Genomic DNA, 15417 nt, shown 5'->3' with positions numbered 1-15417 from the left:
AAAGGAGGATACATAAAATGCCACAAGCAAATCCATTGAAACAAATGGTAGTAAAACAGAAAAACGGGCAGCCGGTAGGAATTTGTTCTTGCTGCAGCGCCAACGATTATGTGATTGAAGCAGCTCTTGAGCGTGCAAAAAGAGATGATTCATGTGTACTTATTGAATCAACAGCAAATCAGGTAGATCAAAACGGCGGATATACCGGTATGACACCACAGGACTTCTATAACTTTGTTATGGAAAAGGCTGATGCTATCGGCCTTGATAAAAGCCGTATCTTTTTAGGTGGAGATCACCTTGGTCCTTTGACCTTTGTCGGAAATGATGAAGCTAAAGCCATGGAACTTGCTGAAGAACTAGTGCGTTGCTATGTAGCAGCAGGATTTACGAAAATTCATATTGATACAAGCATGAAGGTTGCAAGTGATGATCCAAATACTCGTCTAAGCGATGAAATCATTGCCGCACGTGGAGCTCGTTTGGTTCGTGTTTGCGAGGATACTTACCAAGAACTATTAAAAACAAATCCTGATGCAATTCACCCTGTCTATATCGTCGGAAGCGAAGTACCGATTCCAGGTGGAGCACAGGAAGAAAATGCCGGTATGCAGGTAACTCGTGTAGAAGATTTCAAAGCAACCGTTGCCGCATTTGAGGCTGCATTTGCAAAAGAAAATCTACAAGATGCTTGGAAGGAAGTTATCGCCGTTGTAGTACAGCCAGGAGTTGAAGAAAAAGATGCCGGTTGTACAGAATATGATCGTGAAAAAGCCAAAGATCTTATGGCAAGTATCAAGGACTTCCCTAACCTTGTATTTGAAGGACATTCCACAGATTACCAAACCAAACATAAGCTTCGTGAATTGGTAGAAGATGGTGTCGGTGTCTTAAAGGTAGGACCGGCATTGACGTATGCAATGCGTGAAGCCTTATTCTCACTAGCTTATATTGAAGAAATGGTATTGCATGGAACAGATAAAAAGCCAAGCAATTTCATCAACGTACTTGAAGAAGTTATGTTGGAAGAACCAAAGAATTGGGCAAAGCATTATCATGGAAATGAAAATGAATTATGGTTCAAGCGCAAATTCTCTTTCTCTGATCGCAGCCGTTACTATATGCCAGATGCAAGAGTAGCAAAGGCTAAGGATACCATGATTCAAAACCTTCGTGAAGTCGGTATTCCATTAAGTGTATTATCACAATTTATGCCTATGCAATATACGAAAGTACGTGAAGGTGAATTGAAAAACGATCCGGAAGCATTGATTCGCGATCGTATTGATTACACTCTTTCCGAATACTGCTACGCTAGTCATCAGGAAGAATTATTCCGTTAAGAATACAAAAGGGGCTGTGACGAGTAAGAGAAATTAGTATTTCTCTGAAAATCACAGCCTTTTTCTATTCGAATCATTGGATAACCCTTAATTTTGGGTACTTTGAAAACAGCTTCCTTCTTAAAAGCTTTTTTTGAATCTTCTTTTTTATATTTACAATTACCATTGTGGAAAACTAATTCATATTTTTTGCTATTTTTCGATTATGATACTTTCTAAGGTTATATCCTATACATACTAGCTCTAATTCTACTTTTACTCCACTTTCTCCTCGCCGATGAAGTCGTACATATTCAAAGTCCTGCTTGATATCCGCAAACGCTCCCTCTGCCTGTACACTGCGATTCTTCATCAGATTCTTTCCTTCCTCACTCTTTAGACATTCATCTATTTCTCTATGCATCTTCTCCAAGGCTGGTACGATCCTTGCGCTTCTTCCATTTTTTGATGTCGTGCATTTGCTCCTATGCGGACATTCTACGCAGTTCTTATTTCTGTAATACACGGTCGTTTTTGGGTATTGTCCCTTAAGGCTGACTCCGACACGTTCTACTTCAAATACATATCCGACAGGACATACAGGTGTTCCGTTTTCATCTCGCTCCATGTGTCGTAGCTGATAACGATTCTTGTCCGTTATTTTTTCTTTCTTTTTTTCATATCCGCTGTATTGATGCTAGAATAAAAACCGTATCAGTTAAATGTGAGAGTTAAAGCATCTTATGGTATACTGTCATAAATTATTAACACAGAAAGAAGAGGAATTTAATTATGGCTAAACCTACATTTACAGATGAATTTAAACAAGGAGTTGTTCAGTATGTACTTGATCATCCTGATGAATCTAAACTTTCTATTGCTAAACGTTTTGACATTGCTGACAGTACTGTTCATAAATGGGTGAAAGATGCTGATAAAAATAATGGTACTATTGTTTCCAGAGGTTCTGGTAATTTCTCTAGTGATGAAGCTAAAGAAATTGCTCGTTTGCGTAAGGAGCTTAAAGATACACAGGATGCGCTTGATGTCTTAAAAAAGGCTATTGGCATACTGGGAAAATAACGAAACAGGAACTTTATTATCAAATCAAAATAAAAAAGCAGAATGATAATAATGCTTCGATTTCCGGTATGCTCGATAAACTTAATGTCAGTAAATCAGGATATTATGATTATGTTAACAGAAAACCTTCTAAACAAAAAGTTAGAAAACAAGAACTCAGTAAAAAAATAAAAGCAATTCATGAAGAATCACATGAAATTTATGGAGCACCGAAAATAACTGTAAAACTGAATCAGTCAGGAATAAAAGTCAGCGAAAAATATGTGGGCAATATTATGCGTGAGATGGGTATTAAAGCCCATTATATCAGACCATGCACAATAACCACTAAGGACAGTGATTTTTCATCAAAACTGAAGAATATTCTAAAACGTAATTTCAATCCTGAAAAGCCGAATTCAGCCTGGTGTACAGATATAACCTATATTTGGACACAGGAAGAAGGATTTGTGTATCTGACAAGTATAATGGATTTATACTCAAGAAAAATAATAGCCTGGAAACTAACAAAAACAATGGAAGTAGAGGAAGTATTAAAATGTCTGGAAGAAGCAAAAAGGAGGAGAAAAACAGATAATCCGGTAGTAATACACAGTGACAGAGGTGTTCAATTCACATCAAAAAAATACTATAATCTAACGGTAGGAATGATCGGCAGTTACTCTAAAAAAGGGAATCCATGGGATAATGCATGCATAGAATCATTTCATGCATTGATAAAAAGAGAATGGCTAAACAGAAAAAAGATAAATGACTATTCAGAAGCTTATCAGATGGTATTTGAATACATAGAAGGATTTTACAATACAGTAAGAATACATTCTCATTGTGATTACCAATCTCCAAACAAATATGAAAAAAACTACTACCAGAATAATTTAAACTAAAAATTGAAAATTCTTATATTTTAGTTGTCCGAAATCTTGACATAGTACCAACCTTCTAAACAAAAAGTTAGAAAACAGGAACTCAGTAAAAAAATAAAAGCAATTCATGAAGAATCACATGAAATTTATGGAGCACCGAAAATAACTGTAAAACTGAATCAGTCAGGAATAAAAGTCAGCGAAAAATATGTGGGCAATATTATGCGTGAGATGGGTATTAAAGCCCATTATATCAGACCATGCACAATAACCACTAAGGACAGTGATTTTTCATCAAAACTGAAGAATATTCTAAAACGTAATTTCAATCCTGAAAAGCCGAATTCAGCCTGGTGTACAGATATAACCTATATTTGGACACAGGAAGAAGGATTTGTGTATCTGACAAGTATAATGGATTTATACTCAAGAAAAATAATAGCCTGGAAACTAACAAAAACAATGGAAGTAGAGGAAGTATTAAAATGTCTGGAAGAAGCAAAAAGGAGGAGAAAAACAGATAATCCGGTAGTAATACACAGTGACAGAGGTGTTCAATTCACATCAAAAAAATACTATAATCTAACGGTAGGAATGATCGGCAGTTACTCTAAAAAAGGGAATCCATGGGATAATGCATGCATAGAATCATTTCATGCATTGATAAAAAGAGAATGGCTAAACAGAAAAAAGATAAATGACTATTCAGAAGCCTATCAGATGGTATTTGAATACATAGAAGGATTTTACAATACAGTAAGAATACATTCTCATTGTGATTACCAATCTCCAAACAAATATGAAAAAAACTACTACCAGAATAATTTAAACTAAAAATTGAAAATTCTTATATTTTAGTTGTCCGAAATCTTGACATAGTACCAAATCATCTTTAAGAACATCGTTTTGAAAAGAAAAATTAAAATCTAGTAGCATATGTGGCTGATATGCTGTATAATTTTCTTGGTTAATTTGAGTACTTGTCATACATAAATTATACCAAAAAAATACACCTTCTTCCTTATGGAATTGGGTGTATTTTTTTGTCTTAGAGCTTGACTTATCTGTCACAGTACCTTTTTTTGTAGCTGATAAAGAAGAAAAGCTTTAATATATGTTTCTTTCATAAGACGTGAAAGCTTAGGCTGTTCATGATTATCCTTTAAATAGGCAAGCATAACTAAAATACTCTCCTTTTTCGTTGATATCGTACGCATCTTTATCATTTCTTTCAAACGCTCCTTGTCGATTTTCTTTCCATGATACATACTGTTATCAACAACATCTAAGCAGTGTTCAACAAGCTCTTGAATATGATAAATACAGCTATCTTCCAGTTGAAAATCATAGGCAATCATTTCCAATATCGCAAGATAAGGATAGCGCTCATGCTCCACTTGTTTCCATAAGCCTTTCATATAGTCAGCAATTTCTTTGCAGCTTCCTTTTATAGCTTCTTCATAATACAATAGCTTTTCTTCATGGTAAAAGGTATAAATGGTACCTTCATAACGTTGAAAAGCTTTCATAGTATCAAGATAACCAAGGGTTCGGTTGCGCAAAATACGCGTCTGATCAAAATACAAAAAAGAACCTAGTGGAACATGTGGCTGTATATACATCAAATACTTTGTAGATTTATGACGTTTCTTTGGCTCATACTTCAAATCTACTGCCACGATCATATCTGCATGCATTGCTTTCGCCAAGGAAATCGGAACATTAGAGGAATACCCTCCATCAATATACTTTTCCTCTTTGATAATATGCATCGGAAAAGCCGGAAAGCAAGCACTGCTTGCCAACAACCAATCTACTCCATTATCTGCGTCCATATCCTTCTTAAAGACTCTTTGAGCCTTACGCTTTGTTACATTAACACACATGCAAGCAAAATCAATATCACTGGAAAAGAATTTATCTGCATCAAAAAGCTTGGTAAGCATTTCTTTGAAGGGACGAATATCAGCACCCTTATGCTGTACATATCCAGCTAATAGCTCCTTATATTTTCCCTTTTGCGACATGAGCAAGTCCATATCGAAATCCAAATTTATCCCACTGGCAATCACATCTTCTACATCAATCTTCTCCCATAGTTCAACAAGCTTATCGTAATCCTGCTGCACATACATAGTTCCAATCAAAGCGCCGATGCTTGTTCCACATACGGCATCAAAATGTAATCCCAATTCGTCTAAGGCTTTCCAAACACCGATTTCATAGGCTCCCTTACTTCCTCCGCCGCCGAAAACAAGAACGCGTTTCATACACAAAGCTCCAATCTACTTACCGTATTCGTTTCTAAGCTTTGCGCAAATATCCCATGAGTTATTTTTACAAACACTTTATTTCCGATACCGGAAAGCTTTTTAAACTGATGACAGCGTACTATACAAGCTTGTACGACACTGCCAAAAAATTCCATAAAAGCTGCTGTATGCTTCCTATTTAAAAAGTAAACATTGCTTCTCCAAGCACGAACAACAAAAAAAGTTTTCTGATCAAGCATAACCTCACCTCTGTATATAAGAAATCGAAATAACACTTTGCTCCTACACCGGTAACAGCCGATGCTGCGAGTTCCTACACTTTGCTTGCTTTCATTATAACAAATATTTTCGTGTTTGGTGCATCTTCTAAGCGAATGTACAGCAAGAAAAGACAGCGAAAAGTCCTAGTCTATACATAAACTGTATGATTGCTTATCCTATATTTTCAAATATCTTTTACCTATCCTTTTATTTTCCATATCCCCATACAAGCAAAACAAGACATCAAAAGTAATTTGCATTTTCATGTCTTGTTTTCACTATTACAGCCCTTATAAGCAAAAAAGAGCACTTAGATTTTTAGCGTTTATCAGCTTAGAAAGGGTTAAAGCAGCTGATATTTTTGTAAAGCGTGATAAATACCGTCCTCATCTACGGTATCCGTAACATCATCGCTAACCTTCTTCACAATATCCAAAGCATTTCCCATAGCAATGCCTAGACCTGCAAAGGCTAACATATCCATATCATTCTCATTATCTCCAAAGGCCATAATCTCATCTCTTTGTAAATGATAATGTTTTAAAATTTGTGCCATTCCGATTGCCTTACCACCTTGATTGGATATAATATCAACACCAACATCATTCCAACGCATCATTTTACAATGTGGAAGATGCTTCATGATTTGTTCACATTCCGTTTTGTTTACAAAAGCTGTCGCTTGATAAATAGGATTTCCACTATAAGCAGCAATCGGAGGAATTGGCAAAGCGATGGTTCTTTGAGCTGCCTCTACTATCTCATTGGACATATTGATATAGAGGCTTTCCTGCTCAACAAAAATAATAGGAATGTCCTTTTTCTCATAAAGCTCAACAAGTATATGCTTGTCCTCTTGAAAAATCGGGTAAGAGCATAAAACTTTTTTATTTGCGTCTAAACAAAGCTGCCCGTTTAACAACACATATCCGTCAAAAGGAAGTTCCATAATCGCCAAAGACTTCATTTCCGACAAATGTCTGCCAGTAGCGATAAAAATTTTTATTCCTTTTTTCTTTAGCTGCGTTAGCGCAAAACGAGCACTATCAGGAAAGCTATTGTCTTTTAAGGAAAGCAAGGTGCCATCTATATCAAAGAATACTGCCTTTATCATAATTGATATCCTCCATATAACGAAAGGGATCGATACATTCGCTCAATCCCTTTGTATACTTTTATAACAATCCTACCCAAGATCCAAGGATTGATAATACAATGATACCAATGATCAATACAACCGGATTTACTTGCTTTTTCTTTAGTAGATAAAACAACAGTAGAGTTACACACATTGGCAATAGATTTGGGAAGATACGATCGAAGAAGTCAGCTTGTAATGCAACCTCAATACCGCCATCAACCTTAATAACCGGCAACAGATTGATCTTTACATAGCTTGCGATCAATGCACCGATAACGGTTATTCCAAGAATAGTTGCAGAGTTTGCAATCGTTTCTGAGTTCTCCGTAATAATATCAATTGATTTTGTACCTAAGTTATACCCCAAATGTGTCCATACGATACGAAGTACCCAAATCACAACATAGGTTAGAAAGAAAATGATCGGTCCTAAAACAGAACCCTGTGATGCAAAGGAACAAGAAATTCCTGCAACGATTGGAAGAATCGTAAACCAGAAAATCGCATCGCCGATACCGGCAATCGGACCAAATAATGCAAGCTTCAAGCCCTTGATAGCTCCGTGATTTTCTTTGCCTCCTTCTTCCAATGACATCATAAGTCCCATCAAGAAGCCCACTAGATTAGGGTGTGTGTTGATAAATTCAAGGTTATCACTCATTGCTTCAGACAAACCTTCTTTATCATTACCATGTATCTTTTCCAATAATGGAAGCATTGCCCATGTAAATCCACCGGCCTGCATACGTTCATAGTTAAAAGATGCTTGTAAAAAGGAAGAACGAAGTCCCAGCATCGTTATATCTTTTTTAGTTAGCTTTTTAGATTCCGACATTTGAGTTACCTCCTCCATTTACATCTGCATTTGCAAGTGCTTCAGCAATTTCTTCTTTACGTTGTTTCGCAGAGAAGAAGTCAATAAGTGCAAAGATTGCACCAAGTAATGCAACCGGCAGTAAATTCGGCATTGTGCAGAAGCAAGCCATTAAGAAACCTGCAATAAAATAAGGTGCGTATTTTGCTTTCATCATAACACGCAGCAGCATTGCAAAACCAACAGCAGGCAAGATATTACCTGCTACCTCCAAACCATGTGTAATAACCTCCGGAAGTGCATTGACAAAGCTGATCATTGGTTGCTGAGCAACATACGTACATAGGAATGCCAACAATCCATAGCTTAATGAAACAATAGCCATCGTTGTATAGTTAATACGTGCAAGTGCTTTGGTATCCGCTTCAGCTGCCGCTTTATCGGCTTTTCCCATAAAGAAAGAGAAGGCAGAATAATAGAATAGAATAACATACTGACCTAAAAATGAAAATGGTAAACACAATCCCAAAGCCGCTTCTGGAGAAGCACCGGTTGTATGTGCCAATACTGTGCCCATTAAGCCTGCAAATACCGGGTTTGGTGGCTGTGTTCCACCGGCAGGTGTTAAACCTGCAAATGCTAATTCGATAAGAGCTCCAACCTTTAAACCAGTTTCCAGCTCTCCTAAAATCAATCCCGTCAAGGTTGAAACAATCAACGGACGGAAAATGAAGAACGCTTCTAGAAAGAAATCAAGGCCTACAATGACCGCCATAACGGACAGCATGAGTCCTTGTATTAACGTAATCTCCATATTTTTTCATCTCCTTTTCAATTAAATAGTTATTTTAGAATCTCCGGGTACATCTTGAATATATACATTCAAACCCTTAGCTGCTAAGAATTGCAAATCTTCCATATCTGCATCATCTACATATACTTTTTTGGAAAGAGGTCTTTTCCCTTCAGAGAAATGCATATTCCCTACATTGATGTCCTTTAACTCAACACCAAGCTCTACAAGACGACGTACCTCCTTTGGAGTTTTGCAGACGATAAAGATTTTCTGTTCCGGAGCAGCATTTCCGATAATTGCCGCTGTTTTTTCAACGGAAAAGAAACGCACACCGGCACCTGATGATTTTGCGGTAACCGTCATCAAGGACTGCTGCATCTTGTCCTGTGCAACAGCATCGTCAGCTACCACAATAAGATTTGCGCCAATCGTTTTTGTCCAGGTAACCCCAACCTGTCCATGTACCAAACGATTGTCTATTCTTGTTAATAAAATGTTTGGCATACTTCCACCTCCTGACAACCTATATATAGCAAAAAGTATGCCAACTTCTGTCGAGCACACTTTATCGCAATTAATTGTCGCTAATTTTAAAATAATTTAATATATAATACATTTCCGGATACGGAACTTCGACACTATAACGCATTTCTACGCCACTAAATACATGTTTCATTTTCATGATAATATCCCCATGTTCTCCTAAAAGTGCATCAAAGCCCTCCACCGTGGTAATCTCTTGGCGTAAAATCATACGCTCAATCAAACAGCTGATATGCACGTACAAACCTACCTTGGTTGTTGGCGAAAGCTTCTTTTCCAGCAGTTCTTCCAAATCCGTTACAATATCTTCTACGTCCTCCATCACCTTTTCCGCATTCAAAATCGTCAAATGATTTACAATATTGGAAAGCGTAAAGTTCTTCATGATATTTTTACTAAATTGTTCCAGTTCATTTGCATCTAGATACTTTCCAATCAGCTGATAAAGTTCCTGTGCCTCATCATTTGTCATAATACTTTCCATCGCCATATAAGGAATGCCTTTGACCTCAGGATCAAGTGTTCCTACCATAAGCTGCACGTTATATTCCGAAAAAATCATATCCTCTAATCCATTTTCCAAAAGGGATTGATAATCGTAAGGAATGACCTCCAGCTCAATCGTACGAGGAAGCGAGGTAATAATCAATTCACTGATTTTCTTTGCCGTACCAAATCCGGTTGCACAAACAGTTAAAATAGCTTCCTTTCGCTTCTTTCCTTCGATAAAATGAGTAGAAATCACATTATTATTTTTTAAAGCCTCCAAAATGGCTTTGACATTTCTTCCCTGTTTCATCATATTTCCGGCTTCCAATGCCGTAGCAGTAGATACACGATTAATCAAACCGATATTGCAATCCGATAAAGGCGCTAACTTCTCGTAAATTTTTTCCAAGCTTCCCATATCAACCAAAAGCATCAGCTCTTGTATCGGTGCTTTTTGTTTTAAATAATCATCTACCAACTGAACGATCTTATCAATTGATATCCTAAGCTCCATATCAATACCATCAAATACATGAGAACCAAGCATGTGATTGGCAGTATCAGAAATCGAACTAGCAGTGGAATACCCATGACATAAAATCAAACCGATGCGGCCATTATTGGTATCCTGATCAATATCAATAAAGGATAATGTTAAAATAATTACAATCATTTCATCTAATTCTACATCAAGATTCAATTCTACATTTTCTACGACTTCATTTGCTATGCGATATGCTCTTGGATAATAATCCTGTAAATTATTATGAAACAAGGTAACTTCTTCTTGGTGCATTGCAATCCAAATCTTTGCATCGGTTACATTTTTCGTATATTCAACGAAAAACTTAGAATAGATTTTTATTTGATTATTCGATACTGCCAAAGAATATTTATTCATGATAATAGAATAGATCTTATCTAGCATCTTTAAAAGAAAATCCTCATTGGAGCTTACAACATTGTATTTTTCCTTAAAGAACATATAATCAATGAAGTTTTGAATCAATAAACGACAGCGTTCAATCCCTTGTAAAAAATCATCATTTTTCTTATGCACACCTAAAATCCGTTCATATAGCAACAACAACGGAGTAGCCGCTTTTTTTGTTCCATGCAATTCCTCAATTGGAAGCATCGTTTCGCTTTCTCGATCGTATGTTTTCATCTGTACGGATTTCATCGTTTTAAAGAAATAAGACGGTAAATCAAGAAAATGAATATTAAGTGCGTCTTGTTCCTTTTTCACGAAAACTCCGGCACAGATTGCCTTTATGGAATTTTCCATTTCTCCGACATTTCCTACAAAGGTAAAATCCAATAGAGTTTGAAATACTAAATTGGAAATAAAGATATCCTTTTGGATTCGTTTTTTTTCATTCATAAACATTGAATAAATAAGTTCACGCTTTTCTTGTAATGGGCGCTCCTTTAAACTAGGAACAACAACTGTAATCGGTATTCTTCTAAGCAATGTTTTCAATAATGTGGTTTGTGGATTTTCCGTCGTAGCAAAAATCAAACGACAGTTGGAGCGATACCACTTTTCATTATCTCCAACCTTATGATAAATTCCTTTATCCATATATTGGAATAGCTTTTCTTGACACTTTGCTTCTAAACAATGTACTTCATCTAAAAACAATACACCTTCATTCGCTAAGCTTAATAAGCCCTCTTGATTTTCCTCTGCACCAGTATAGGCACCTTTTACATAGCCAAATAGATTCGCTGTTAAAAGCTCGGGATTGTTCGCATATTCCGCACAATTCACTGTAATGAATTTTGCAGGTGATTTTACAATCTTGTGATGCAATGCATACTGGTAGGTAAGTGCTGCTAAAAAGCTTTTTCCACTTCCCGTAGCTCCATACAATAAAACCGGAAGTCCGTTATCAGGATAAGAAACAGCTGCCTTGCAATGCTCCACAACTGTTTGCAAAGAACCCTGATAACCAATTAATTTTTCAAAATCTTTTTCTCTAGAGGCTTCCAATTCTTCAAATGATGAAAAGATATTTTGAGTTATGGTAGTATCCCATACTGTTTCCATACTTTTCTTATCAAAAAAATATACCGGACGAGAATTGATTTTCACAAGCACGCCCTTTTTAACAAATTCATTTAAGTATTGCGATACGGTATTACGACTTAGCTGTAAGGTTTCACTCAAAGAAGCTGCCGTAAAAATCTCGTTTTCCTCTAAGCCATGCTCCCTACAACGTTTCTGTAATTCATTTAAAAGCTGCTCACGAATATCCATATTCTACCTCCTTATCAAGCTTTCATAGTGCAATTCTTCAATCTTTTCAATCGGTGAGCCCGGAACATCTTGATAAAAGACAGAGTACCCCTTTTGATTCAAATAGTTTAAATCTTCAACATCTTCTTTGGTTAAATACACCTTTTTATTAAATGGCATTCGTCCTCGCTCATAATGAATATTCCCCAAATTCAAGCGTTGGGCAGGTAGTCCTCGCTGTGCCAACTGCTTAGCAATCTGAATGGTTTTTACAACAATAAACAACTTTTGACTGCTTTCGTTTTTAAAAATAACCTCCATGAAATCCTCGATGCTATAAAAGCGCAGCTGTACATCGGCTGCCTTAGCAATACTCATCATTAACTTTTGAGAGAAAATATCATTCACTCCCTCATCATCAATTACAACAATCGTATCTACATCTAAAGAATTAGTCCAAGACATTCCTACCTGTCCGTGAACCAATCGATTATCAACCCGTATAAGTTTAATTTCCGCTTTCATTAGCTTCCCTCTCTTTGTTTTCTTTGCGATGCGTTAAAAAGTAAGCAAGCCTCGCGATACTTGCTAACCGTACGTCTGGAAATCCGAATACCTTCCTTTTCTAAAAGCTTTCGCAAACGCTCATCACTATATGGACGCTGCTTATCCTCATTATCAATCAATGCTTTGATTCTGCTTTTGATTTCTTGGCTGTGATGAGCTTTATCACCACCATGCACAAGTAAATATTTAATCGGATAATAATTATTTTGAAACTCAAAGCTTTTGTTTTGAATAGCTCTTGAAATCGTTGAAACATGCAAACCACATGCTTTACTGACATCTTGTAAAGTGCAATAGCATAATGGTTTCTTTTCTAAAAAGAAAGCCTTTTGTTTATCCACCAAAAACTCCATGATCTGCATTATGGTCATCTTTCGTTTTTGAATACTATTCATAATCAGCGTAGCTTCCTTACGCTGTCTTTTTAAATATTCATGATGTGTCCCCATATCTTCTTCCAACTGCAAACGAAATATCTCCTGCACTGTTTCCAATACCAAATGTCCTTGTACAAGCTTAACTCTGATTTCCGGAAGAATTACGGCCGATTGTGTTGCATAATTTGAAGCAGGCTTAGGATTCAGTCCTTGAATAAAAGCAAAGCCTTCTTCGATTTCTTCTAAAGAAAGACCTGTTTTCACTTCCACCTGTGCAAAGCGATGAAACGCCAAATCCTCTAAATAATCACATAAAATATATCCGGTTTCACTGCAAGCCTCCTCATGCATCTCACATTGGATTTGCAAGCTTTCCTTTAAGTTAAAGCAAAAACAACCAATCGGTTCTAAGCGCTGTAAAACAGCGATTGTTTCTATGATCTCTTTCTGCGAAAAACAACTTCCTAAAATAAGCTGCTCAAGGCTAATCTTGAAATACCCATTACTATTGAGTCGAGAAAGCAAATAATCCACAATCTCCTCTTTGTAGGGCTTCTCGATATAGCATAGTTGATCGTACAAAGTATCGCTTAAGCTTTGCTTCGGAGAGTATACATCAAATATATCGCTGTCCTCTCCAATCGTATTCATCACCAAAAACGGATTGTGATCAGCTTGTTCTCGAATATACATCTGTAAATCCTGTTGATTCATTTGCAAAATCTGAAGCGCCTGTTCTCTAGCAGAATGAAAATTTGATTTTTGTTTAATATCCGGCTTTAATAGCAATTTTTGTTCCATGTCTTAAGTATATAAGAATTTGCTTCCTCTTTCAATTATGAATAAAGAAAAAGAGCCATGGATAAATCCACAGCCCAAGCAATTATGCCTTTACCTTCAGACATTTTCCGTCTGGTCCCGGTGTCGTATTCAAATACTCAGCAATTGCTGCTTTTTGATCTGCCTTACATGGCTTACAAGTACCTACGACCGTAATTTCGCCATTGACAAGAGCTTCTGCTAAACCGGAGCAACCGGCATAGCCACAGCCACCGCAGTTATAGTTTGGAAGCATACTGCTTACTTTTTCAACACGCTCATCTGTTTCTACTGCTAAGAAACGATCGGCAATACCTAAACCCAAACCGAGAATAGCACCTAGTACAAGCATCATAACGACAGCAGTTATAATAGTCATTATACAAGTCCCCTTTCCTATTGATCATGTGCAGGGTGATTGCAACAGGATTTATCATGGCACCCTGAGCACTCTGCCTTTAAATTTTCACAGCCCTTTGGAAGTGGTGTCTTGTGATTCAAATAATAGACAAGCGCATACACACCGCCTAAAATTCCAAGATACACAACCGGCATAACAAAGTTCATATTACACCAAGCCCATCAAACCGCTGAATGCCAGCGCCATGATCGCTGCAACAATCAAAGCAATCGGGTTGCCTCTCCAAGAAGCCGGAGTATTCGCCGCATCTAGTCTTTCGCGAATAGTTGAGAAAATATATAATACCAAAGTAAAGCCAACCGGAATTGCAATCGAATATGTCAGCATTTCAATAAAATTGTATTTTGCACTGATGTTATTTAACGTTACATTCAATACCACACAGTTGGTAGTAATTAGTGGCAAATACACACCAAGTGCTTTATACAATGCAGGACTTAGCTTTTTGATGATCATTTCTACGAGCTGAACTAAAGCCGCAATGACAAGGATAAAGGTAATCAGATCCATGTACTCCAAGCCAAGTGGTTCTAATACTTGATAATATAGTCCATAGGTAACAATACTTGCAGCTACGATAACAAAGGTTACCGCTGCTCCCATACCAAGAGCAGAACTGCTTTTCTTGGAAACCCCCATAAACGGACACATACCTAAAAACTGATTTAATACAACGTTGTTAATAAAGACAAACGTAATCAACATGACAAATAATTCTGACCAATTCATGGATTATTTCGCCTCCTTTTCCAGCTGTTTTGCTTTATTTTCCTTATGTGTTTTATAGGCAGAAAGTCCTGCGGCCAAACATGCAAAGGTAACAAAAGCACCAAATGGCTGAGTAAACATTGAAATCGTGAAATCCTCCGGAATAATACGGAAGGAGAAGAATGTCTGTGCCGCATCGAATGGATTATTAAAGCTAATCACACCGGTAGCAATGACTTGACGAATCAAAGACATCAAAATAATGCTGGCTGTATAACCAAGTCCCATACCAAGTCCATCAAGTGCGGAATCAAAGACACCGTTCTTGCTGGCAAATGCTTCAGCACGGCCAAGGATAATACAGTTTACTACAATCAAAGGAATAAATACACCAAGAGCACTATCCAAGCTAGGTGCATACGCCTTGATCAGCATCTGAATAACCTTTACCAAAGTTGCAATGATAACAATATACACCGGAATACGAATTTCATTAGGTGTAATGTTACGAACTAAGGAAATAATAACATTGGACATAATCAATACGATGATAACGGCAACACCCATACCAATCGCATTGTTCAATGAGGTTGTGATCGCAAGTGTTGAACACAATCCTAAGTATAATGAGAATACAGGGTTTTCACGAATGAAACCTGCAGTAAAATTTTCTTTACGATTCATATTTCATTCCT

Annotated in this window: 16 protein-coding genes and 2 pseudogenes; 4 read left to right on the top strand and 14 right to left on the bottom strand. The window is 36.9% G+C overall.

Features of this window, described 5'->3' with window-relative positions; translation table 11 throughout:
* Window positions 1-17: 17 nt before the first annotated feature.
* Entirely contained in the window at window positions 18-1343 is a 1326-nt protein-coding gene (locus EUBDOL_RS09325) for a class II D-tagatose-bisphosphate aldolase, non-catalytic subunit (protein WP_004800697.1), read from the top strand.
* A 175-nt stretch (window positions 1344-1518) separates the two neighbouring features.
* Here the strand turns inward: EUBDOL_RS09325 and EUBDOL_RS09320 are convergent.
* Window positions 1519-2016, bottom strand: a pseudogene (locus tag EUBDOL_RS09320) (transposase); the annotation flags it as partial.
* A gap of 98 nt (window positions 2017-2114) precedes the next feature.
* On the opposite strand from EUBDOL_RS09320, the gene EUBDOL_RS09315 reads away from it, so the two are divergent.
* The 3 genes and pseudogenes from EUBDOL_RS09315 to EUBDOL_RS09305 all read left to right on the top strand — a co-directional run.
* On the top strand, window positions 2115-2405 hold the full coding sequence (locus EUBDOL_RS09315) for a transposase (protein ID WP_004798671.1): 291 nt from the start codon (window positions 2115-2117) through the stop codon (window positions 2403-2405).
* Window positions 2402-3292 (top strand): IS3 family transposase, encoded by an 891-nt coding sequence (locus EUBDOL_RS09310; protein WP_303395100.1) that lies wholly within the window; start codon window positions 2402-2404, stop codon window positions 3290-3292. Before EUBDOL_RS09315 ends, EUBDOL_RS09310 begins: the two co-directional genes overlap by 4 nt.
* A gap of 63 nt (window positions 3293-3355) precedes the next feature.
* Window positions 3356-4105: pseudogene (locus EUBDOL_RS09305) on the top strand (IS3 family transposase); the annotation flags it as partial.
* Window positions 4106-4338: 233 nt separating this feature from the next.
* Here EUBDOL_RS09305 and EUBDOL_RS09295 read toward each other — a convergent pair.
* From EUBDOL_RS09295 to rsxE, 13 genes are all read right to left on the bottom strand, one after another.
* Complete coding sequence (locus tag EUBDOL_RS09295) at window positions 4339-5541, bottom strand: patatin-like phospholipase family protein (protein WP_004800693.1); 1203 nt, start codon at window positions 5539-5541, stop codon at window positions 4339-4341.
* Window positions 5538-5783 (bottom strand): hypothetical protein, encoded by a 246-nt coding sequence (locus EUBDOL_RS09290; RefSeq protein ID WP_004800692.1) that lies wholly within the window; start codon window positions 5781-5783, stop codon window positions 5538-5540. Before EUBDOL_RS09290 ends, EUBDOL_RS09295 begins: the two co-directional genes overlap by 4 nt.
* Window positions 5784-6148: 365 nt before the next feature.
* The gene (locus tag EUBDOL_RS09285; protein WP_004800691.1) at window positions 6149-6919 is read right to left on the bottom strand and encodes a Cof-type HAD-IIB family hydrolase; all 771 of its coding nucleotides are present in this window, start codon (window positions 6917-6919) and stop codon (window positions 6149-6151) included.
* A gap of 61 nt (window positions 6920-6980) precedes the next feature.
* Window positions 6981-7781 (bottom strand): PTS galactosamine transporter subunit IID, encoded by an 801-nt coding sequence (agaD, locus tag EUBDOL_RS09280; RefSeq protein WP_040463708.1) that lies wholly within the window; start codon window positions 7779-7781, stop codon window positions 6981-6983.
* On the bottom strand, window positions 7768-8574 hold the full coding sequence (agaC, locus tag EUBDOL_RS09275) for a PTS galactosamine transporter subunit IIC (RefSeq protein ID WP_004800689.1): 807 nt from the start codon (window positions 8572-8574) through the stop codon (window positions 7768-7770). The genes agaD and agaC overlap by 14 nt, the downstream gene beginning before the upstream one ends.
* 21 nt (window positions 8575-8595) lie before the next feature.
* Complete coding sequence (gene agaB / locus EUBDOL_RS09270) at window positions 8596-9060, bottom strand: PTS galactosamine transporter subunit IIB (protein WP_004800688.1); 465 nt, start codon at window positions 9058-9060, stop codon at window positions 8596-8598.
* Window positions 9061-9130: 70 nt separating this feature from the next.
* The gene (locus tag EUBDOL_RS09265) at window positions 9131-11851 is read right to left on the bottom strand and encodes a sigma 54-interacting transcriptional regulator (protein WP_004800687.1); all 2721 of its coding nucleotides are present in this window, start codon (window positions 11849-11851) and stop codon (window positions 9131-9133) included.
* 3 nt (window positions 11852-11854) lie between these two features.
* Entirely contained in the window at window positions 11855-12355 is a 501-nt protein-coding gene (locus tag EUBDOL_RS09260; protein WP_004800686.1) for a PTS sugar transporter subunit IIB, read from the bottom strand.
* Window positions 12355-13575 (bottom strand): RNA polymerase factor sigma-54, encoded by a 1221-nt coding sequence (locus EUBDOL_RS09255; protein ID WP_004800685.1) that lies wholly within the window; start codon window positions 13573-13575, stop codon window positions 12355-12357. The genes EUBDOL_RS09260 and EUBDOL_RS09255 overlap by 1 nt, the downstream gene beginning before the upstream one ends.
* An 82-nt stretch (window positions 13576-13657) precedes the next feature.
* Window positions 13658-13966 carry an RnfABCDGE type electron transport complex subunit B gene (locus tag EUBDOL_RS09250; RefSeq protein ID WP_040463782.1) on the bottom strand — a complete coding sequence of 103 codons (309 nt, stop codon included), beginning with the start codon at window positions 13964-13966 and terminating at the stop codon, window positions 13658-13660.
* A 23-nt stretch (window positions 13967-13989) separates the two neighbouring features.
* Entirely contained in the window at window positions 13990-14160 is a 171-nt protein-coding gene (locus EUBDOL_RS11580; protein WP_004800683.1) for a hypothetical protein, read from the bottom strand.
* A gap of 1 nt (window position 14161) precedes the next feature.
* Complete coding sequence (locus EUBDOL_RS09245) at window positions 14162-14743, bottom strand: electron transport complex protein RnfA (RefSeq protein ID WP_004800682.1); 582 nt, start codon at window positions 14741-14743, stop codon at window positions 14162-14164.
* 3 nt (window positions 14744-14746) lie between these two features.
* On the bottom strand, window positions 14747-15406 hold the full coding sequence (gene rsxE, locus EUBDOL_RS09240; protein WP_004800681.1) for an electron transport complex subunit RsxE: 660 nt from the start codon (window positions 15404-15406) through the stop codon (window positions 14747-14749).
* Between the last annotated feature and the right edge of the window lie 11 nt (window positions 15407-15417).

This window comes from Amedibacillus dolichus DSM 3991 (assembly GCF_000154285.1).
GTDB classification, from domain to species: Bacteria; Bacillota_I; Bacilli_A; order Erysipelotrichales; family Erysipelotrichaceae; genus Amedibacillus; species Amedibacillus dolichus.
The sequence above is the reverse complement of the archived record's forward strand: the minus strand, read 5'-3'. Positions and strand labels throughout refer to the sequence as shown.

Coding starts and splice junctions, on each gene's coding strand:
- agaB (WP_004800688.1), bottom strand. CDS start 9,060: ATGCCAAACATTTTATTAACAAGAATAGACAATCGTTTGGTACATGGA.
- EUBDOL_RS11580 (WP_004800683.1), bottom strand. CDS start 14,160: ATGAACTTTGTTATGCCGGTTGTGTATCTTGGAATTTTAGGCGGTGTG.
- EUBDOL_RS09260 (WP_004800686.1), bottom strand. CDS start 12,355: ATGAAAGCGGAAATTAAACTTATACGGGTTGATAATCGATTGGTTCAC.
- rsxE (WP_004800681.1), bottom strand. CDS start 15,406: ATGAATCGTAAAGAAAATTTTACTGCAGGTTTCATTCGTGAAAACCCT.
- EUBDOL_RS09245 (WP_004800682.1), bottom strand. CDS start 14,743: ATGAATTGGTCAGAATTATTTGTCATGTTGATTACGTTTGTCTTTATT.
- EUBDOL_RS09295 (WP_004800693.1), bottom strand. CDS start 5,541: ATGAAACGCGTTCTTGTTTTCGGCGGCGGAGGAAGTAAGGGAGCCTAT.
- EUBDOL_RS09255 (WP_004800685.1), bottom strand. CDS start 13,575: ATGGAACAAAAATTGCTATTAAAGCCGGATATTAAACAAAAATCAAAT.
- EUBDOL_RS09265 (WP_004800687.1), bottom strand. CDS start 11,851: ATGGATATTCGTGAGCAGCTTTTAAATGAATTACAGAAACGTTGTAGG.
- agaD (WP_040463708.1), bottom strand. CDS start 7,781: ATGTCGGAATCTAAAAAGCTAACTAAAAAAGATATAACGATGCTGGGA.
- EUBDOL_RS09325 (WP_004800697.1), top strand. CDS start 18: ATGCCACAAGCAAATCCATTGAAACAAATGGTAGTAAAACAGAAAAAC.
- EUBDOL_RS09315 (WP_004798671.1), top strand. CDS start 2,115: ATGGCTAAACCTACATTTACAGATGAATTTAAACAAGGAGTTGTTCAG.
- agaC (WP_004800689.1), bottom strand. CDS start 8,574: ATGGAGATTACGTTAATACAAGGACTCATGCTGTCCGTTATGGCGGTC.
- EUBDOL_RS09290 (WP_004800692.1), bottom strand. CDS start 5,783: ATGCTTGATCAGAAAACTTTTTTTGTTGTTCGTGCTTGGAGAAGCAAT.
- EUBDOL_RS09285 (WP_004800691.1), bottom strand. CDS start 6,919: ATGATAAAGGCAGTATTCTTTGATATAGATGGCACCTTGCTTTCCTTA.